Raw genomic sequence first — 13,850 nt, 5'->3', positions numbered from 1 at the left:
CCATCGATAGAATGGTGCAGTCGACGGGCGGGGCATCCCCGGTCTCTCGGTCGATTTTTTCAACGTTTGAAAGAGATTTAAATATGTACTTCTCCACCGGTATTCAGCTGAGCGAAGCCCTGGCCGCACTGCCCTCTGAAAAAGTTGGCTCCTTTATCGCTTTTGACCCCGCCTTCTACGCACAGACGTACATGGGCGCATACCAAGGCACGCTGTCGCCCCTTGAGCACTTCGTGCAAATCGGTGCAGATCGCTTCTACAGCCCCAACGCCAAGTTCGACCCCACCTACTACAAGAACGCGTTCGCCGACCTGAAGAACACGAACCTCAACGCTGCCGACCTGCTGTACCACTTCATGCAGTACGGCCTGGACGAAGGTCGCACCCCCAATGCCGAACTGGCTACGTTCAATGGCGCGGCTTACCTGGTGGCCAACCCTGATGTCGCCGCCTACGTGAACGCCAACCTGGCCCAGTTCAACAACAGCGTTTCCAACGGCGCTCTGGCCCACTACGTCAAGTTTGGCGCTGCTGAAGGCCGTGCTGCTCCTGGTACGTCTGTTTCCAATGGCCAGACCTTCACGCTCACTACTGGTCAGGACGATCTGACTGGCACGGCTGGCAGCGATACCTTCAAGGCGTTGATTGTTGAAAACAACCTGGGCGACGCCGCGCAAACCATTCAGGGCTTTGACACCTTGAACGGCGGCGCGGGTACCGACACATTGGATGCTACCCTCCTCGACAATGTTGTCATCAACTCCACCAGTGTTGAAGTAATCTCTTTGCGCACAGGTGATGCAGAGGATTACACCGTAGGTGTGGCTGCCGATGTGGCCAAGCTGAACAACAACACGCTGGGTGCCCTGACCATTGATGGCGCCGTCGGCTTGGCGACGATCAATACCGGTGAGTTTGCTTTGACCGTGAATGACATGGAAGCGACGACCGTCGCCCTGAATGTCGATGGCGCTGACGAAACCACGGTGACCTTGAACGGCACCGACGCCGCCCAGACCCTGAACCTGGCCTTCGACGGCGTGCTGGCCGTTGATTCCGACGCCACCGAAACCCTGAACGTCACCGTCAACGGTGGCGGTAGCTTCGCTGGTGAGGACGCTGACTATCTGTATGTTGTTGACGGCGACGGCGCCCTTACGGCTGCCACCATCACCGGCAACGGCGATCTGTACTTCGGTATTGGTGAAGACGGCGCGGCCCTGGAAACCCTGGACGCTTCCACTCTGGTGGGCGGTGTGGATGCACACCTCGATAACAACAACCAAGTGCTGGCCACGGTCAAGGGTGGCCAAGGCAACGATTGGTTCGAATTCCACGGCTCCCTGGCCGCCGACGCCGCCGTGACCCTGGGCGCTGGTGACGACTACTTGGAAGTGTACGGTCAAGCCGGTTCCGTCACCGTCGACGGCGGCGAAGGCGCTGATGAAATCTACGTTGAAGCCATCGCTGATGAAACCACCACTGTGACCGGCGGCGCCGGTGACGACGAAATCGAAGTCTGGTCGGAGGGCCTGCTGTCAGACGCTACCGTCGAAATCGACGCCGGCGCCGGTGACGACTCCGTTGACGTGTCCTCCAACGGCCTGGACGAAATCACCGCGGCACACAGCATCGACGGCGGCGACGGCACGGACGAAATCCGCGTCGATGGCCAAGTGCTGGAAGCCGAAGACTACATCGTGCTGAACGAACTGGTGCAGAATTTCGAAGAAGTCCGCTTCACCTCGAATGACACCACGGTCGATGCCAGCGAGTTGGCTGGCTACAGCAAGCTGACCTTCGAAACCGACTACAACACGGTAGAAGTGACCGGCGTTGCCGCCGATCAAGCCATCGTCCTGAACGGCGAAGGTGCTGACGTGGTCGTGGAAGCCGATGGCTATGATGTCGATGCCGAAGACTTCGGTGGCGATCTGAACATCACGGTGGACCAGATGTGGGACGGTGATCACAACATCGCCGCGTATGGCGACGACGTGACGCTGACCGTCAATGCCGATGCGGACAATGGCTACAGTGCCAGCGTCTACCTCTCCGGCGACTTCCAAACCGCCACCGTCACGCTGAACAACGCCTACGACGACGCCGACGAGCCGACCGATACCGCCTACGCATTCGTGGAATTCGACAGCGCTGATGCAGGGAACGCCACTGACTTGACGCTGCAAGGTGACGGCTACGCTTACATCTACAACACGGATGAAACTGCGCTGGCCAAGGTGGACGCTTCCGATCTGAACAGCCAGGAAGATGATGGCGAAGGTGCTTTGGTGGCTGCTTATGGCATGTACTACGAAACCTTCAACGCCTCTGTGGCCGAGACGGTGAAGTTGGGTGATGGTATCGACGAGGTCTGGTTCTCGTCTAATGCCACCGATACATTTGCATCGACCGTGGCCAAGATGGACACCCTGACTGGCCTGAACCTGGTGGCCGACGCCGACGACGCGACCCTGCTGGATACCGATCTGTCGGACGCGATTGGTCTGTATGACTATCAGGCTAGTAGCTCTGTTACTGGCTTCGAACTGTTCGAACTGAGCGACGCCTCCGCTGGCCAAAGCTCGCTGAACGTCGCCCTGCTGGAAGTGGCCGCTTCCGACAGCGACTACGTGGTGTTCGAGTTCAAGGGCAACACCTATGTCTACGGCGACGTGGAAGACGTGCTGGTCGATACCGTCACCAACAACGACCTGTTGATCAAGCTGACCGGTACCTACGACACCGATCTGTTGCTGCAAGCCATCAACGTCGCTTAAGCAGAACGTTTCGAATGAACGTGATGGCTTAACCGGCCTTGTAGGGGAAGTCCTTTTGGACTACCCCTTTTTTGTTTGTGATTTTGGAGATACTGCAATGGCAAGTTCGCTTTATGTAAAGAAAGGCGGCAGGATTACCGCCGACGGTGAGTACTACACCGACAATGACAACAAAGTGCAGGCTGTGTCGCTCAAGAACGTGAGCGGCACGTCGGGCGCTGATGGACTCGATGTTCAACTGAGCTTTGTAGACAAGGTCACCGGCTCAGCCAAGGACGACACCGTCACCATGCTCACGGTGGCCGACAAGGACTTCGGTGTGATGTCCTTGGGCAAAGGCTACGACACGCTGGTGTTGACCCGTGGCAACGAAATCAAGCCAAAGATTGAACTGGACACCATCCACCGCTTGATGAATAAAAGGACACCCACTTTAGTTGCCTAAATAATCAGCACGCCCTACACTCACCCCATGACCCGCCCCCGCTGCGCCCTCGTTTCCCTGGCCGATACGCCCTGGTACCACGTTGTCAACCGCTGCGTGCGCCGCGCCTTCCTGTGCGGGCACGACGCGCACTCCGGTCAGGACTTTGAACACCGCCGTGGCTGGGTGGAAACGCGCATCCGTGAATTGGCCTCGGTCTTTGCCATCGACGTGGCAGCCTACGCCGTCATGAGCAACCACTACCACGTCGTGCTGCGCGTGGATGCAGCACGTGCCCGTGTAATATAAAGGACACCCATGTTTATTAATACCCTGATAGACTTTCCGCCATGACGCGCCCTCGTTCATCCTTGATCTCCTTGTCCGACACCCCTTGGTACCACGTGGTGAATCGTTGTGTGCGCCGTGCTTTTTTGTGCGGCGCAGACGATGTGACCGGCCAAAATTTTGACCACCGCAGGGGCTGGATAGAGACCCGCATCCGCGAGCTGGCCTCGGTGTTCACCATCGATGTGGCGGCCTATGCCGTCATGAGCAACCATTACCACATGGTGCTGCGTGTGGATGCTGACCGCGCCGCTGCGCTCGACGATGAGGCGGTGTTGCGCCGCTGGACGCAGTTGTTTGCCGGCCCGCTGTTGGTGCAGCGCTATCTGGCGGATGACCGCAATCAGATGGGCGAGGCCGAGCGTGCCAAGGTGCAAGAGTTTGCCGCCCTTTATCGCCAGCGGCTGGCGGATGTATCGTGGTTCATGCGGGTGCTTAACGAGACCATTGCCCGCCAGGCCAATGCCGAGGATCGTTGCAAGGGCCGGTTCTGGGAGGGGCGCTTCAAAAGCCAGGCGCTGCTGGACGAACAGGCGCTGCTGGCCGCCATGGCCTATGTGGACCTCAACCCCATTCGCGCCGGCATGGCAGAAACCCTGCACGACAGCGCCCACACATCCATCGCGGCGCGCTTGGCCGAGTTGCAGGGCCAGCCATTTGTGCCTGTGATGGCCCCTGTGGCGCAGCCACAAGCCGCCACCGAGGCGGCCCCCATGCCCGCATCTGTGCCCGCATCTGAATTGCCTGGCCTGCTACCAGAGACAGAGCTGGCGGCAATACCAGAGGCGCCGTTGATGCCCTTTGATGCAACCGGCCGCTTTGAGCAGGCCATTCCCTTTGGCCTGCATGAATACATTGAGCTGGTGGACACCATGGGCCGCGCCGTGCACCCTGCCAAGCGCGGCGCCATACCCGCCACCACCCCGCCCATCCTGGCCCGTCTGGGCATGGACGCAGAAGGTTTTATCAACGCCGCCGACCATTTCTTCAAAGACTTTGCCAGCGCCGTAGGCACACCTGCGAAGCTGATAGAAATTGCTGCCCGCCGACAGCAGCGCGCGCTGCGCGGCCTGGCCGCTGCCCGGCGGGTGTTCGAGGCCCGCGCGGCGTGATCACAAAAGGGGTCAAAATTTGCCGGAGGCACAAGGGGTGAATAATCGGGGTTAGATTCCAATTAAAGGTCAAATATGCCTCTAGCCCTTATGCAGCGGGCGCTGGCAGCTATAAAAATATCATGTTTGTTATCGTATCAACATATAAAGAACATATAAAGGACACCCACGTTAGGTGGCCACGTTAGGAGGGGCATAAGCACTCTTGGCCAGCGGGGCGCTGGCTAGCTCAGTCTTTACATTATCCGCCATTGGCGTATATACTGATACTATGGAATTCATTGAAACCCCGACCTTCACTCGTCTGCTGGCCAGCTTGCTGACCGACGATGAATACCGGGCGCTTCAGAATGTTCTTGTGGAAAACCCCGCACGCGGCGATCTCATCCCTGGTGGCGGTGGTATCCGCAAGCTGCGTCACGCCTTACCGGGTCGGGGCAAAAGTGGCGGGGTGCGGGCGATCTATTACTGGATCAGGGACGACGACGAGATCTACATGCTGTTGATCTACCCCAAGTCCAAGAAAGACAACCTGACCGACCAGGAAACCGCCGTGTTGCGTGAATTTGTGAAGGAGCTATGACGATGGACCAAACACTGTTCGATGATCTGGTGCAAAGCCTGAAAGAGGCCAAGGCCATCTCGCGGGGTGAGATGTCGGCTGCCCGGCGAACCCGCATCGACGCGCCTGACGTCAAGGCGGTGCGTGAGCAGATCGGGCTGTCGCAAAGTGAGTTCGCCCAGCTGATGCACGTCAGCATCAAAACTCTGCAAAACTGGGAGCAGCATCGCCGCAACCCCACTGGCCCGGCAGCGGCCCTGCTCAAGATCGTCACCACCGCGCCGGATGTGGCACTCAAGGCGCTGCATGCATGATGCTGGGTTCATTGGTGCTGGGTTCATTGGGGCCTTTAAATTTCAAGCCAAATCAGCCTCAAGCAGTCGCGCTATATAAAGGACACCCACATTTAAAACACGTAGCCTTCTACACAGCACCCCATGACCCGCCCCCGCTCATCCCTTGTTTGCTGTCAATATAAAGTGTCTTGATCTCATTAATAACGTAACTACAATAAGTGCCATGCAGATCGAGTTCGACCCCGACAAGCGCGATAAGACACTGACGGAGCGTGGATTGGACTTCGCCCATGCCGGCGAGGTGTTCGCCGGGGTGAATGTGACCGCCGAAGATGCCCGGTTTGATTACGGCGAGCCGCGATTCACCACCGTCGGTGTGCTGGGTGGCAGGATGGTCGTCTTGGTCTGGACGCCGCGCGGCGAGGTTCGCCGCATCATCAGCATGAGGAAAGCCAATGAACGCGAAATTGCAAAATTCGCCCAAGCCATGGATTGACCCGGACGACGCGCCGGAATTGACTCAAGATTTCTTCGAGCAGGGTGAGTGGAAAATCGGTGAACAGCCTGTATCGGCACAAGCAGGCGCGGACGCGCTGCGTGCGGCGCTTTCCCGTGGTCGCCCCAAGGCGCAAAGCACCAAACAGGCCCTGACGGTGCGTTATGACGCGGAGGTCATCGAGGCCTTCAAGGCTACCGGCAAGGGTTGGCAGACACGGATGAATGACGCCTTGAAAGACTGGCTTCAAACGCATTCGCCCGCATGACATGACCCGCCCCCGCTCATCCCTGATCTCGCTGGCCGATACCCCCTGGTACCACGTCGTCAACCGCTGTGTGCGCCGGGCTTTTTTGTGCGGCCACGATGCGCACACTGGCAAGACAGTTGAACACCGCCGGGGCTGAAATGGCCGACACCTACCGCGCACGGTTGTTCGATTTGTCTTGGTACATGCGGGTGCTCAACGAGTCCATCGCCCGCCAGGCCAATGCCGAAGACGGCGTGAAGGGTTGCTTTTGGGAAGGGCGCTTTAAAAGCCAAGCGCTACTGGATGAGCAAGCGCTGCTGTCGGCCATGGCCTATGTAGACTTGAACCCAGTGCGTGCAGGCATGGCCGAGAGCCTGGAGGACAGTGCCCACACTTCGATGGCCGCCCGCCTGGCTGAATTGCGCGGCCATGCGTTCGAGGTGGTGGATGTACCTGCATCTGCACCTGCGCCAGCGGTACCCGCCAGGCCCAACATGGCTGCGCGCCGCGTGCCCCCAGCCAACACTCCGCAGTTGCTACCGGAGCAAGCGCTGGCCGCTTTGACCGCGGCGCCGCTGATGCCTTTTGACCCCACAGCGCGGTTTGCGCTGGCCGTGCCCTTTGGGCTGGAAGAATGTAATTGGGGTCAGATTCCAATTAAATGTTATTAGCTATTAAAATGGTAGCAAATTTTGTTCACTTTTCTAAAAGTTGACACTAGGAGCGATCTGCACGGCGCCCCCGGCGGCAACCACGCCAAATACCTTTCGTACCGTCTGGCCCATGAGCGCATGCAAGGCGCCATAGACGCAGGTTTTCCGCTGGAAGCGGTCGCCATCGCAGAAAGCCTGATCACCGACCGAATGCTGTCGTTTGCCAATTTTCACGAGGCGGGCTTTGACCCGGACAAAACCACGTTAGTCAAAGCAGCCCAGAAGGTTGCCAAAATTTGCCGCAAGACCACTAACGACGAACCGGGCGCCAAACTGGCCACCAAAGCAGAACAATGGGCCGCAGACCGCAACGCCGTGCTGCACGCCATTGCCAAAAGCAGCCAGGGCACAGGCCCCAAAATTGCTGCCGATGGTTTTGTAAAACACGCCCACGGTGTGGCGCAAAAGGGCATGGCGCTGGTCAAAGACATCAAGGCCTGGCACAGCAAGCAACTGCGCGTACAAAAAAGACACCCACATTCATTGAATATCCTGGGTCACACCCAGCTCAAGAGGACGCAGCGCAGCGCTATGCGCACCAACGTTGCTCGAAGCGGTGGACAGCCGGGGGCAAGTGTCCGGGCTGAGCCTGGCGGTGTTCTTTGATGGGACTCCGCTTGTAGCGTACAATTCGACGCATGGTCTTTGTTGAGTTACCCATCTTCGTGCGCTGCGCACAAGATATGTTTTCGGACGATGACCTGCGTGAGCTACAAGTTACCTTGCTGAAAAATCCGGCCGCTGGGGATTTGATTCTCGGTGGCCGAGGTCTTCGCAAGTTGCGTGTTCCGTTGCCTGGGCGAGGAAAACGAGGCGGCGCCAGAGTGATCTACTACCACTGGGTCAGCCATGATCAGTGCTTGTTGGTCTTTGCCTACGCCAAGAATGTGGCCGCTGACTTGACCAAGGACCAGCTAAGGCGCCTGGCCGATGTGATTGATGTGGAGGTGAACCATGGACGATAAGCAATTTGACGACCTGCTGGCGAGCGTTCGCGACATGGGTCGCCACATGCGTGGCGAAGTGGTTGTGGGTGCGAAGGTACGCGAATTTCCAGAGCCCGACGTCAAGGCCATCCGGGAACGTACTGGCCTGAGCCAGACCCGTTTCGCTTACCTGATCGGCGTCAGGCCCAAGACCCTCCAGAACTGGGAGCAGCACCGGGTTCGTCCGGCCGGTCCCGCCCGTGCACTGCTGAAGATTGTCGAAGCCAACCCTAACGCACTGACGCTTCTTCACGCTTGACGCGGCGAGGGAAATGCCCGGCCGCTAACTGGCCGGATTCAAATAAAAGGGACACTCACCGTTGTTCACCTGCAGGGCATTGAATAACTATTGATCCGGCGCGGTTTATTCATGAGACTCGATGCCGTTCACCCTGGGGTCGAAGGGGTGTGCCAAAGCAGTGCCCTGGCTTCGCCAGGCTCAGACCGAACGGATAGGGTAAGACATCTGAGACAAGTCGCCGATCAGGCGAAATGGGTCTTTGGCGACTGCAGTTATTGTGTAGTAAGCTATTAAAATATGAGCACAACCAGCGCCTTCAATGCACAAGCCCATCCCGGTGCAAGCCCTGCACAGGCGCCCAAGGATGCCGGCAACGAGTTGTTGCCCATCCAGCGCATGAGCGTCAAGTACGAAGGACTGGAAGACCGCATCGCACTGGACGTTGCCAGCGCACAAGGCCGGGTGGCACGCCTGTGGCTTACCCGCTATGGTGCAGACACCATGGTGCTCGCCACGGCCGCGCTGGTCGAGTCCTACGCCACGGTTCAGCTCGCCAAAGCCAGGGTAGCGCCCAGTGATGCCGAAAAATTCGCCAGTCTGCCCTGGCCACCCAGCAACTCACGGCCCGCCTGACCAAGCGCAATGCCCCGGCGGTAGAGCTGACACCTGGCAGCACAGAACACCTCGTTATTGGCTTTGCCGTGCCCCCCCGCAAGCACGGCATCCAGCTGGTCTTTGTCTGCAGGCCCGAAATAAAAGCCAGGGTGGTGATGCAGCCGGCAGAGCTCTTTCAATGGCTGTCGGCTGTGCAGCGCCAATACCAGCGGGCCGGTTGGGCGCTTGATGTGTGGCCTGCCTGGCTTAGCCAGCGGCCCGTGCAGTAATCCCGGCGCCGGCAAGACTTGGCTATGGCCCTACCCAAACCCCAACGATCCGGCGGCCCCAAAACCGCCGCTGGCCGCCAGGCCGTAGCCGGCAATGCAATGCGCACCGGCGCCTATGCCGCCCAGGTGGTGTTGCCGGGCGAGGACCCCGCCCATTTTCAGGAGCTGGAACAGCAGTTTCTGCACGACTTTGCCCCGGCCGATGTTGCCCAGAGCGCACTGGTGCACCAGCTGGCCGTCATCACCTGGAAAAAGCTCCGCCTCGACCGCATCGAGCACAGCAATTACCTCGGCTTCATCCACCGCGAATACCTGCCGCTCGAGCTGGCCCCGGTGGCGCACCTGCTGCCGCCCGTGGGTGCGCTCGACTGGGTCAACGCCCTGCGCCACCACAGCCTGGCCGAGCGCGATGCCATCGCAGCGGCTGTGCAACTCGCTATCACGTTGTCTGCAGTGCCCGCCGGTGGCTACCCGCCCGACACGCTCGCCCATATCCAGGCCCAGGCACCGCTGCTCTACCAGCACCTGCAGCTGCAAGCCGCCGAGTTCAACCAGCCCATTGCCGAGTCCGAATGGCTCACCACCGAAGTGTGTGGCAACGACGCGCAAGACGTCATCTTTCTCACCTATGGCTGCACCAGCTTTTGCGAGGTGCACGATGACGGCCAGTGGCTGCTGCGCCACCGCGACGCAGCCGAGGCAGCCATTCGGCAGCTGCAAGAAAAACGCATCCTCATGGCCATGCAGCAAAGCGGGCTCAACCGCATCCACGACGACCTCGAGCGCGCCTTCCAGCGCACCTTGAACGAACTGCGCCGCCAGCAAAACTGGCGCCGCGACCGCGCCACGGTCACTGTCACCCCCGAGCCCGCACCACAGCCCACCAACCCATGAAGCGCCATTTTGCAAATCAGACAGGTTCTCATTGACTGGCGGAAAACCCCATTCGCTTCGTTAATTGGCTGGGGACGTAGTTCCGCCGCGAAAGGCCGCTCCATTGCAAGGAGCTTGGGCCGTTGCCACAATCACCCCTTCTTTATTGATAGAGTTAATGCACATGGTCACCACAACCGCGTCCTACACGGGTGCCCGCTACCGCACCTACACAGGCGAGGGCTACGACGGCGTGGTGCGTGTCAGCTATGGCGGTTACTACGGTACCGGCACTTTGCTCTTTGATGGCCGTGCCATCCTGACGGCGGCCCATTTGTTTGACGGGGTGACGGGATTTGCCAACGTGGCTTTTGAAACGGCCAGAGGCAGCCATGCCGTCAGCGCCACCGATATTTTGGTGCATCCCGGTTACGACGCAGAGGGTAACAACGACCTGGCCATCGTGTGGTTGGCTGCGCCTGCGCCCATTGCAGCCAATCGCTACGACATCTATCGGGGCAGCGACGAGATGGGTCAGGTCTTTACGCTGGCGGGCTACGGTGCGAACGGCACTGGAAGCACCGGCGAGACCAGCGGTGGCGATCTCCGCCTTAAATCGTCCAACCAGTTTGATGCCGATGCGGCCACGCTCACCACGTACCTTGGGAGAGTGATGGCTTGGACGCCGTTGGCGGGCTCTCAGTTGATTGCAGACTTTGATAGCGGCACCCGTTCCACTGACGCGCTGGGTCGGTTGATTTATCGCAGCGACCTCGGACAAGGCCTGAACGAGGGGCTGATAGCGTCGGGTGACAGCGGTGGCCCGGCGTTTCTTGATGGGCAGGTCGCGGGTGTGGCCAGCTACACCGCCAGCCTGAGCCTGGGCGGTGTCGATCCGGACATCGACACCACCATCAACAGCAGTTTTGGCGAAATCGCTGCGTGGCAGAGGGTGAGTTACTACCAGCAATGGATTGACCAGAGCGTGCGCGCCAACTACCCGGACGCGCCGACCAGGCCGCAAGAGGTCAAGAAAGCGGTGGCCGAGGGCAACAGCGGCGCCACCTACGCCTACTTTCTGCTGCAATTTACCGGCGTGCGCAGCGGTCCCGACCAGGTGCTGAGCGTGGACTACGCGACGCGCAACGGTTCGGCACTGGCCGGGAGCGATTATCTTGCGGCAAGCGGTACGCTCAACCTCTACCCTGGCGAAAACCAGGCAGTCATCCCGGTAGAGATCATTGGCGACCACGCGCCTGAGCCCAGCGAAACGATCTATCTGGATGTCTTCAACCCGGTGGGTGGCAGCTTTGGGGCGGGCGTGGTCAAACTGACAGCGGTGCGAACCATCGTTGATGACGATGGATGGTTCGTATGACACAGGGTTCAGCGCAGTTTTTCAGCAGAGGCCGGGGGTATAGACGGCCTTGAACCGCATTCTGAAAAATTTTTCAAGATTTTGTGAGTTTCATATAGGAGTTTGATAGACTCCGCCTCCTATATGAATAGTGTGCTGCGCATTCCTCTCAACGCTTCGCCTGAACAGGTGAAGCGTTTGCAAGCATTGCAAACAGGTTTTGCGCAGGTGTGCAATGCGCTGGCGCCGCTGGTGCAGCAGACCAGGGTGTGGAACCGGGTGGCGTTGCACCACCTGAGCTACCGGCAACTGCGTGAGCGGTTCCCCGAGATGGGCTCGCAGATGGTGTGCAATGCCATCTATTCGGTCTCGCGCACGGCGCGGATGGTGTTCCAGCACCCGCAAAGCCCCTTCAATCTGGCGCGCCTGGGCGACAAGCCTTTGCCGCTGCTGCGCTTTGCCGACAGTTGCCCGGTGTACTTTGACCGGCACACGCTGAGCCTGAAGGCGGGGCAGTTGTCGATGTTCACGCTGGATGGGCGCATGCGCTTTCAACTGGCGCTGGCAGCGCAGGACGAAGAGCGGTTTCACACGCAAAAGCTGCGCGAGATTGTGTTGTCGCGGCGCAGCGATGGCGTTTATGAACTGGCATTCATGCTGGTGAGCGAAGCAGAGGGTGGCAATGCCCCGGCGCAAAAGGGCGCAGATGCAACCGATGCGGCTGACGGCGCCATGGGCGAGATTCCCGAATACATCGTGGTCGAAGAAGTGCAATGAAACCAAACCAAAAACCGTCCGAGCTGCGCGAGGCCATCGCCTCGCTGCGGCCCTATTTTGTGCGCACGGGCTGGTTCAGCCTGGTGTGCAGCCTGCTGGTGTTGGCGCCTTCGGGCTACATGCTGGAGGTGTATGACCGCGTGGTCAACAGCCGCAGCTACACCACGCTGGTCATGCTCACGCTGTTGGTGCTGGGCGTCTATGTGGTGATGGAGGTGCTGGAGTGGGCGCGCAGCGAGGTCATGCGCGCAGCCAGTGCGGAGCTGGACCGCAAGATGAGTCTGCGCATTTTTAATGCCATTTTTGAGGCCAGTCTGCGCCGGATTCCTGGGGGCACACAGCAGCCGCTCAATGATTTCCGGCAGGTGCGCGACTTTTTGTATTCGCCGGTGCTGCTGGCCAGCATGGAGTCTCCTGTTTCGCTGGTGATGATGGTGTTGCTGTTCTTGATCAATCCGCTGCTGGGCTGGTCGGCACTGGCGTTTGCCGTGCTGCAGACCCTGGTGGCGTGGCTCAATGAGCGCAACACCAAGCCGCCGCTGATGCAGGCCAACCGCGCGGCCATCGAAGCCCAGCAATATGCCGACAACACGCTGCGCAATGCCGAGGTGATCGAGTCGATGGGCATGCTGTGCGACACGCACCGCCGCTGGCTGGCCAAGCAGCAAGAGTTTTTGGGTCAGCAGGCGCTGGCGTCAGAGCGGGCGGGGGGCTTTCAGGCCATCGCCAAGCTGCTGCAGAACACGCTCGCATCGCTGCTGCTGGGGCTGGGCTGTTGGCTGCTGTTGCAGGACAAGCTCAATGGCGGCGCGGGGATGATGATTGTGGCGTCCATACTGGGCGGGCGCATGCTGGCGCCGCTGGTGCAGGTGGTGTCGCAGTGGCAGACGGTGGTGAATGTGCGCGATGCCTGGGCACGCCTGGATGCGCTGCTGGAGGCGGTGCCTGCGCGCGACCCTGGCATGGCGCTGCCGGCGCCGCGCGGCGCCCTGCTGGTCGAGCAGTTGATTGCGGCGGCGCCAGGCAATCCGGCGCCCATCTTGCGCGGTGTGCAGTTTGCGCTGGCGCCGGGCGATGTGTTGGCGGTGGTGGGACCTTCGGCGGCGGGCAAGACCACGCTGGCGCGCCTGCTGGTGGGGCTGTGGCCGGCGCAGGGCGGCAAGGTGCGCCTGGATGGCGCCGACATCCATACCTGGAACAAGGCCGAGCTGGGCGTGCACCTGGGCTACCTGCCGCAGGGGGTGGAGCTGTTCGAGGGCACGCTCGCCGAGAACATTGCGCGCTTTGCCGAGGTGGAAACCGCCAAGGTCGAGGCGGCGGCGCGTGCGGTGGGCTTGCATGAGTTCATTCTTTCGCTGCCGCTGGGCTACGACAGCCCGGTGGGGCCCGAGGGCGCGCGCCTGTCGGGCGGGCAGCGCCAGCGCGTGGGCCTGGCACGTGCGTTGTATGGCGACCCGGTGTTCGTGGTGCTGGACGAGCCCAATTCCAGCCTGGACGAAGAAGGCGACGCAGCACTGGCCCGCGCCATAAAGGAAGCCAAGGCGCGCGGCACGACTTTCGTCATCATGACGCACCGCACCAGCGTGCTGGGCGTGGCCGACAAGATGCTGGTGCTGCGCGATGGCCTGCAGCAGGCTTTTGGCCCCCGCGACGAGGTGCTGGCGGCACTGCACCAGGCGCAGCAACAGGCGCAGCAGCCCGCCGCGCCGGCAGCGCGTGGCCCGGCGCTGGCGGCATCCTGATTTTCACAA

Annotated in this window: 18 protein-coding genes; all 18 read left to right on the top strand. The window is 60.3% G+C overall.

What is annotated here, in order from left to right:
* Positions 1-83 precede the first annotated feature (83 nt).
* The 18 genes from CCX87_RS15795 (at position 84) to CCX87_RS15710 (ending at position 13,841) form a co-directional block, all read left to right on the top strand.
* Entirely contained in the window at positions 84-2,780 is a 2,697-nt protein-coding gene (locus CCX87_RS15795) for a hypothetical protein (RefSeq protein ID WP_087747655.1), read from the top strand.
* Positions 2,781-2,877: 97 nt separating this feature from the next.
* A complete protein-coding gene (locus tag CCX87_RS15790; RefSeq protein WP_087747654.1) occupies positions 2,878-3,225 on the top strand; it encodes a hypothetical protein in 348 nt (115 codons plus the stop codon).
* 27 nt (positions 3,226-3,252) lie between these two features.
* The gene (locus CCX87_RS15785; protein WP_232476419.1) at positions 3,253-3,513 is read left to right on the top strand and encodes a transposase; all 261 of its coding nucleotides are present in this window, start codon (positions 3,253-3,255) and stop codon (positions 3,511-3,513) included.
* 41 nt (positions 3,514-3,554) lie between these two features.
* On the top strand, positions 3,555-4,664 hold the full coding sequence (locus CCX87_RS15780; RefSeq protein ID WP_087747653.1) for a transposase: 1,110 nt from the start codon (positions 3,555-3,557) through the stop codon (positions 4,662-4,664).
* Positions 4,665-4,935: 271 nt separating this feature from the next.
* A complete protein-coding gene (locus tag CCX87_RS15775) occupies positions 4,936-5,247 on the top strand; it encodes a type II toxin-antitoxin system RelE/ParE family toxin (RefSeq protein ID WP_087747652.1) in 312 nt (103 codons plus the stop codon).
* A 2-nt stretch (positions 5,248-5,249) separates the two neighbouring features.
* The gene (gene nadS / locus CCX87_RS15770; protein ID WP_087747651.1) at positions 5,250-5,540 is read left to right on the top strand and encodes a NadS family protein; all 291 of its coding nucleotides are present in this window, start codon (positions 5,250-5,252) and stop codon (positions 5,538-5,540) included.
* 205 nt (positions 5,541-5,745) lie between these two features.
* Entirely contained in the window at positions 5,746-6,018 is a 273-nt protein-coding gene (locus CCX87_RS15765; protein WP_087747650.1) for a BrnT family toxin, read from the top strand.
* Complete coding sequence (locus CCX87_RS15760; RefSeq protein ID WP_087747649.1) at positions 5,978-6,286, top strand: BrnA antitoxin family protein; 309 nt, start codon at positions 5,978-5,980, stop codon at positions 6,284-6,286. The genes CCX87_RS15765 and CCX87_RS15760 overlap by 41 nt, the downstream gene beginning before the upstream one ends.
* A 1-nt stretch (position 6,287) precedes the next feature.
* Positions 6,288-6,425 (top strand): hypothetical protein, encoded by a 138-nt coding sequence (locus CCX87_RS21145; RefSeq protein WP_198314726.1) that lies wholly within the window; start codon positions 6,288-6,290, stop codon positions 6,423-6,425.
* 1 nt (position 6,426) lies between these two features.
* Positions 6,427-6,939 (top strand): hypothetical protein, encoded by a 513-nt coding sequence (locus tag CCX87_RS15755; RefSeq protein WP_198314725.1) that lies wholly within the window; start codon positions 6,427-6,429, stop codon positions 6,937-6,939.
* 21 nt (positions 6,940-6,960) lie between these two features.
* Positions 6,961-7,587 carry a hypothetical protein gene (locus CCX87_RS15750; protein WP_143218316.1) on the top strand — a complete coding sequence of 209 codons (627 nt, stop codon included), beginning with the start codon at positions 6,961-6,963 and terminating at the stop codon, positions 7,585-7,587.
* 32 nt (positions 7,588-7,619) lie between these two features.
* Positions 7,620-7,946, top strand: a complete 327-nt coding sequence (locus tag CCX87_RS15745; RefSeq protein ID WP_087747647.1) for a type II toxin-antitoxin system RelE/ParE family toxin — start codon at positions 7,620-7,622, stop codon at positions 7,944-7,946.
* Positions 7,936-8,226, top strand: a complete 291-nt coding sequence (locus CCX87_RS15740; protein ID WP_087747646.1) for a helix-turn-helix domain-containing protein — start codon at positions 7,936-7,938, stop codon at positions 8,224-8,226. The genes CCX87_RS15745 and CCX87_RS15740 overlap by 11 nt, the downstream gene beginning before the upstream one ends.
* Positions 8,227-8,505: 279 nt before the next feature.
* A complete protein-coding gene (locus CCX87_RS15735) occupies positions 8,506-8,841 on the top strand; it encodes a hypothetical protein (RefSeq protein WP_087747645.1) in 336 nt (111 codons plus the stop codon).
* 275 nt (positions 8,842-9,116) lie between these two features.
* On the top strand, positions 9,117-9,986 hold the full coding sequence (locus CCX87_RS15725; protein ID WP_087747643.1) for a hypothetical protein: 870 nt from the start codon (positions 9,117-9,119) through the stop codon (positions 9,984-9,986).
* A gap of 163 nt (positions 9,987-10,149) precedes the next feature.
* Positions 10,150-11,343, top strand: coding sequence for a trypsin-like serine protease (locus CCX87_RS15720; RefSeq protein ID WP_087748410.1), 1,194 nt, complete (start codon positions 10,150-10,152; stop codon positions 11,341-11,343).
* Between the two features lie 168 nt (positions 11,344-11,511).
* Positions 11,512-12,099, top strand: coding sequence for a hypothetical protein (locus tag CCX87_RS15715; RefSeq protein WP_232476417.1), 588 nt, complete (start codon positions 11,512-11,514; stop codon positions 12,097-12,099).
* A complete protein-coding gene (locus CCX87_RS15710; RefSeq protein ID WP_087747641.1) occupies positions 12,096-13,841 on the top strand; it encodes a type I secretion system permease/ATPase in 1,746 nt (581 codons plus the stop codon). The genes CCX87_RS15715 and CCX87_RS15710 overlap by 4 nt, the downstream gene beginning before the upstream one ends.
* The last annotated feature ends 9 nt before the right edge of the window (positions 13,842-13,850 follow it).

This window comes from Acidovorax sp. T1 (genome assembly GCF_002176815.1).
Lineage (GTDB): Bacteria > Pseudomonadota > Gammaproteobacteria > Burkholderiales > Burkholderiaceae_C > Acidovorax.
The sequence above is the reverse complement of the archived record's forward strand: the minus strand, read 5'-3'. Positions and strand labels throughout refer to the sequence as shown.

Coding starts and splice junctions, on each gene's coding strand:
- CCX87_RS15755 (WP_198314725.1), top strand. CDS start 6,427: ATGGCCGACACCTACCGCGCACGGTTGTTCGATTTGTCTTGGTACATG.
- CCX87_RS15785 (WP_232476419.1), top strand. CDS start 3,253: ATGACCCGCCCCCGCTGCGCCCTCGTTTCCCTGGCCGATACGCCCTGG.
- CCX87_RS15760 (WP_087747649.1), top strand. CDS start 5,978: ATGAACGCGAAATTGCAAAATTCGCCCAAGCCATGGATTGACCCGGAC.
- nadS (WP_087747651.1), top strand. CDS start 5,250: ATGGACCAAACACTGTTCGATGATCTGGTGCAAAGCCTGAAAGAGGCC.
- CCX87_RS15765 (WP_087747650.1), top strand. CDS start 5,746: ATGCAGATCGAGTTCGACCCCGACAAGCGCGATAAGACACTGACGGAG.
- CCX87_RS15725 (WP_087747643.1), top strand. CDS start 9,117: ATGGCCCTACCCAAACCCCAACGATCCGGCGGCCCCAAAACCGCCGCT.
- CCX87_RS15710 (WP_087747641.1), top strand. CDS start 12,096: ATGAAACCAAACCAAAAACCGTCCGAGCTGCGCGAGGCCATCGCCTCG.
- CCX87_RS15780 (WP_087747653.1), top strand. CDS start 3,555: ATGACGCGCCCTCGTTCATCCTTGATCTCCTTGTCCGACACCCCTTGG.
- CCX87_RS15775 (WP_087747652.1), top strand. CDS start 4,936: ATGGAATTCATTGAAACCCCGACCTTCACTCGTCTGCTGGCCAGCTTG.
- CCX87_RS15735 (WP_087747645.1), top strand. CDS start 8,506: ATGAGCACAACCAGCGCCTTCAATGCACAAGCCCATCCCGGTGCAAGC.
- CCX87_RS15745 (WP_087747647.1), top strand. CDS start 7,620: ATGGTCTTTGTTGAGTTACCCATCTTCGTGCGCTGCGCACAAGATATG.
- CCX87_RS15790 (WP_087747654.1), top strand. CDS start 2,878: ATGGCAAGTTCGCTTTATGTAAAGAAAGGCGGCAGGATTACCGCCGAC.
- CCX87_RS15795 (WP_087747655.1), top strand. CDS start 84: ATGTACTTCTCCACCGGTATTCAGCTGAGCGAAGCCCTGGCCGCACTG.
- CCX87_RS15720 (WP_087748410.1), top strand. CDS start 10,150: ATGGTCACCACAACCGCGTCCTACACGGGTGCCCGCTACCGCACCTAC.
- CCX87_RS15740 (WP_087747646.1), top strand. CDS start 7,936: ATGGACGATAAGCAATTTGACGACCTGCTGGCGAGCGTTCGCGACATG.
- CCX87_RS21145 (WP_198314726.1), top strand. CDS start 6,288: ATGACCCGCCCCCGCTCATCCCTGATCTCGCTGGCCGATACCCCCTGG.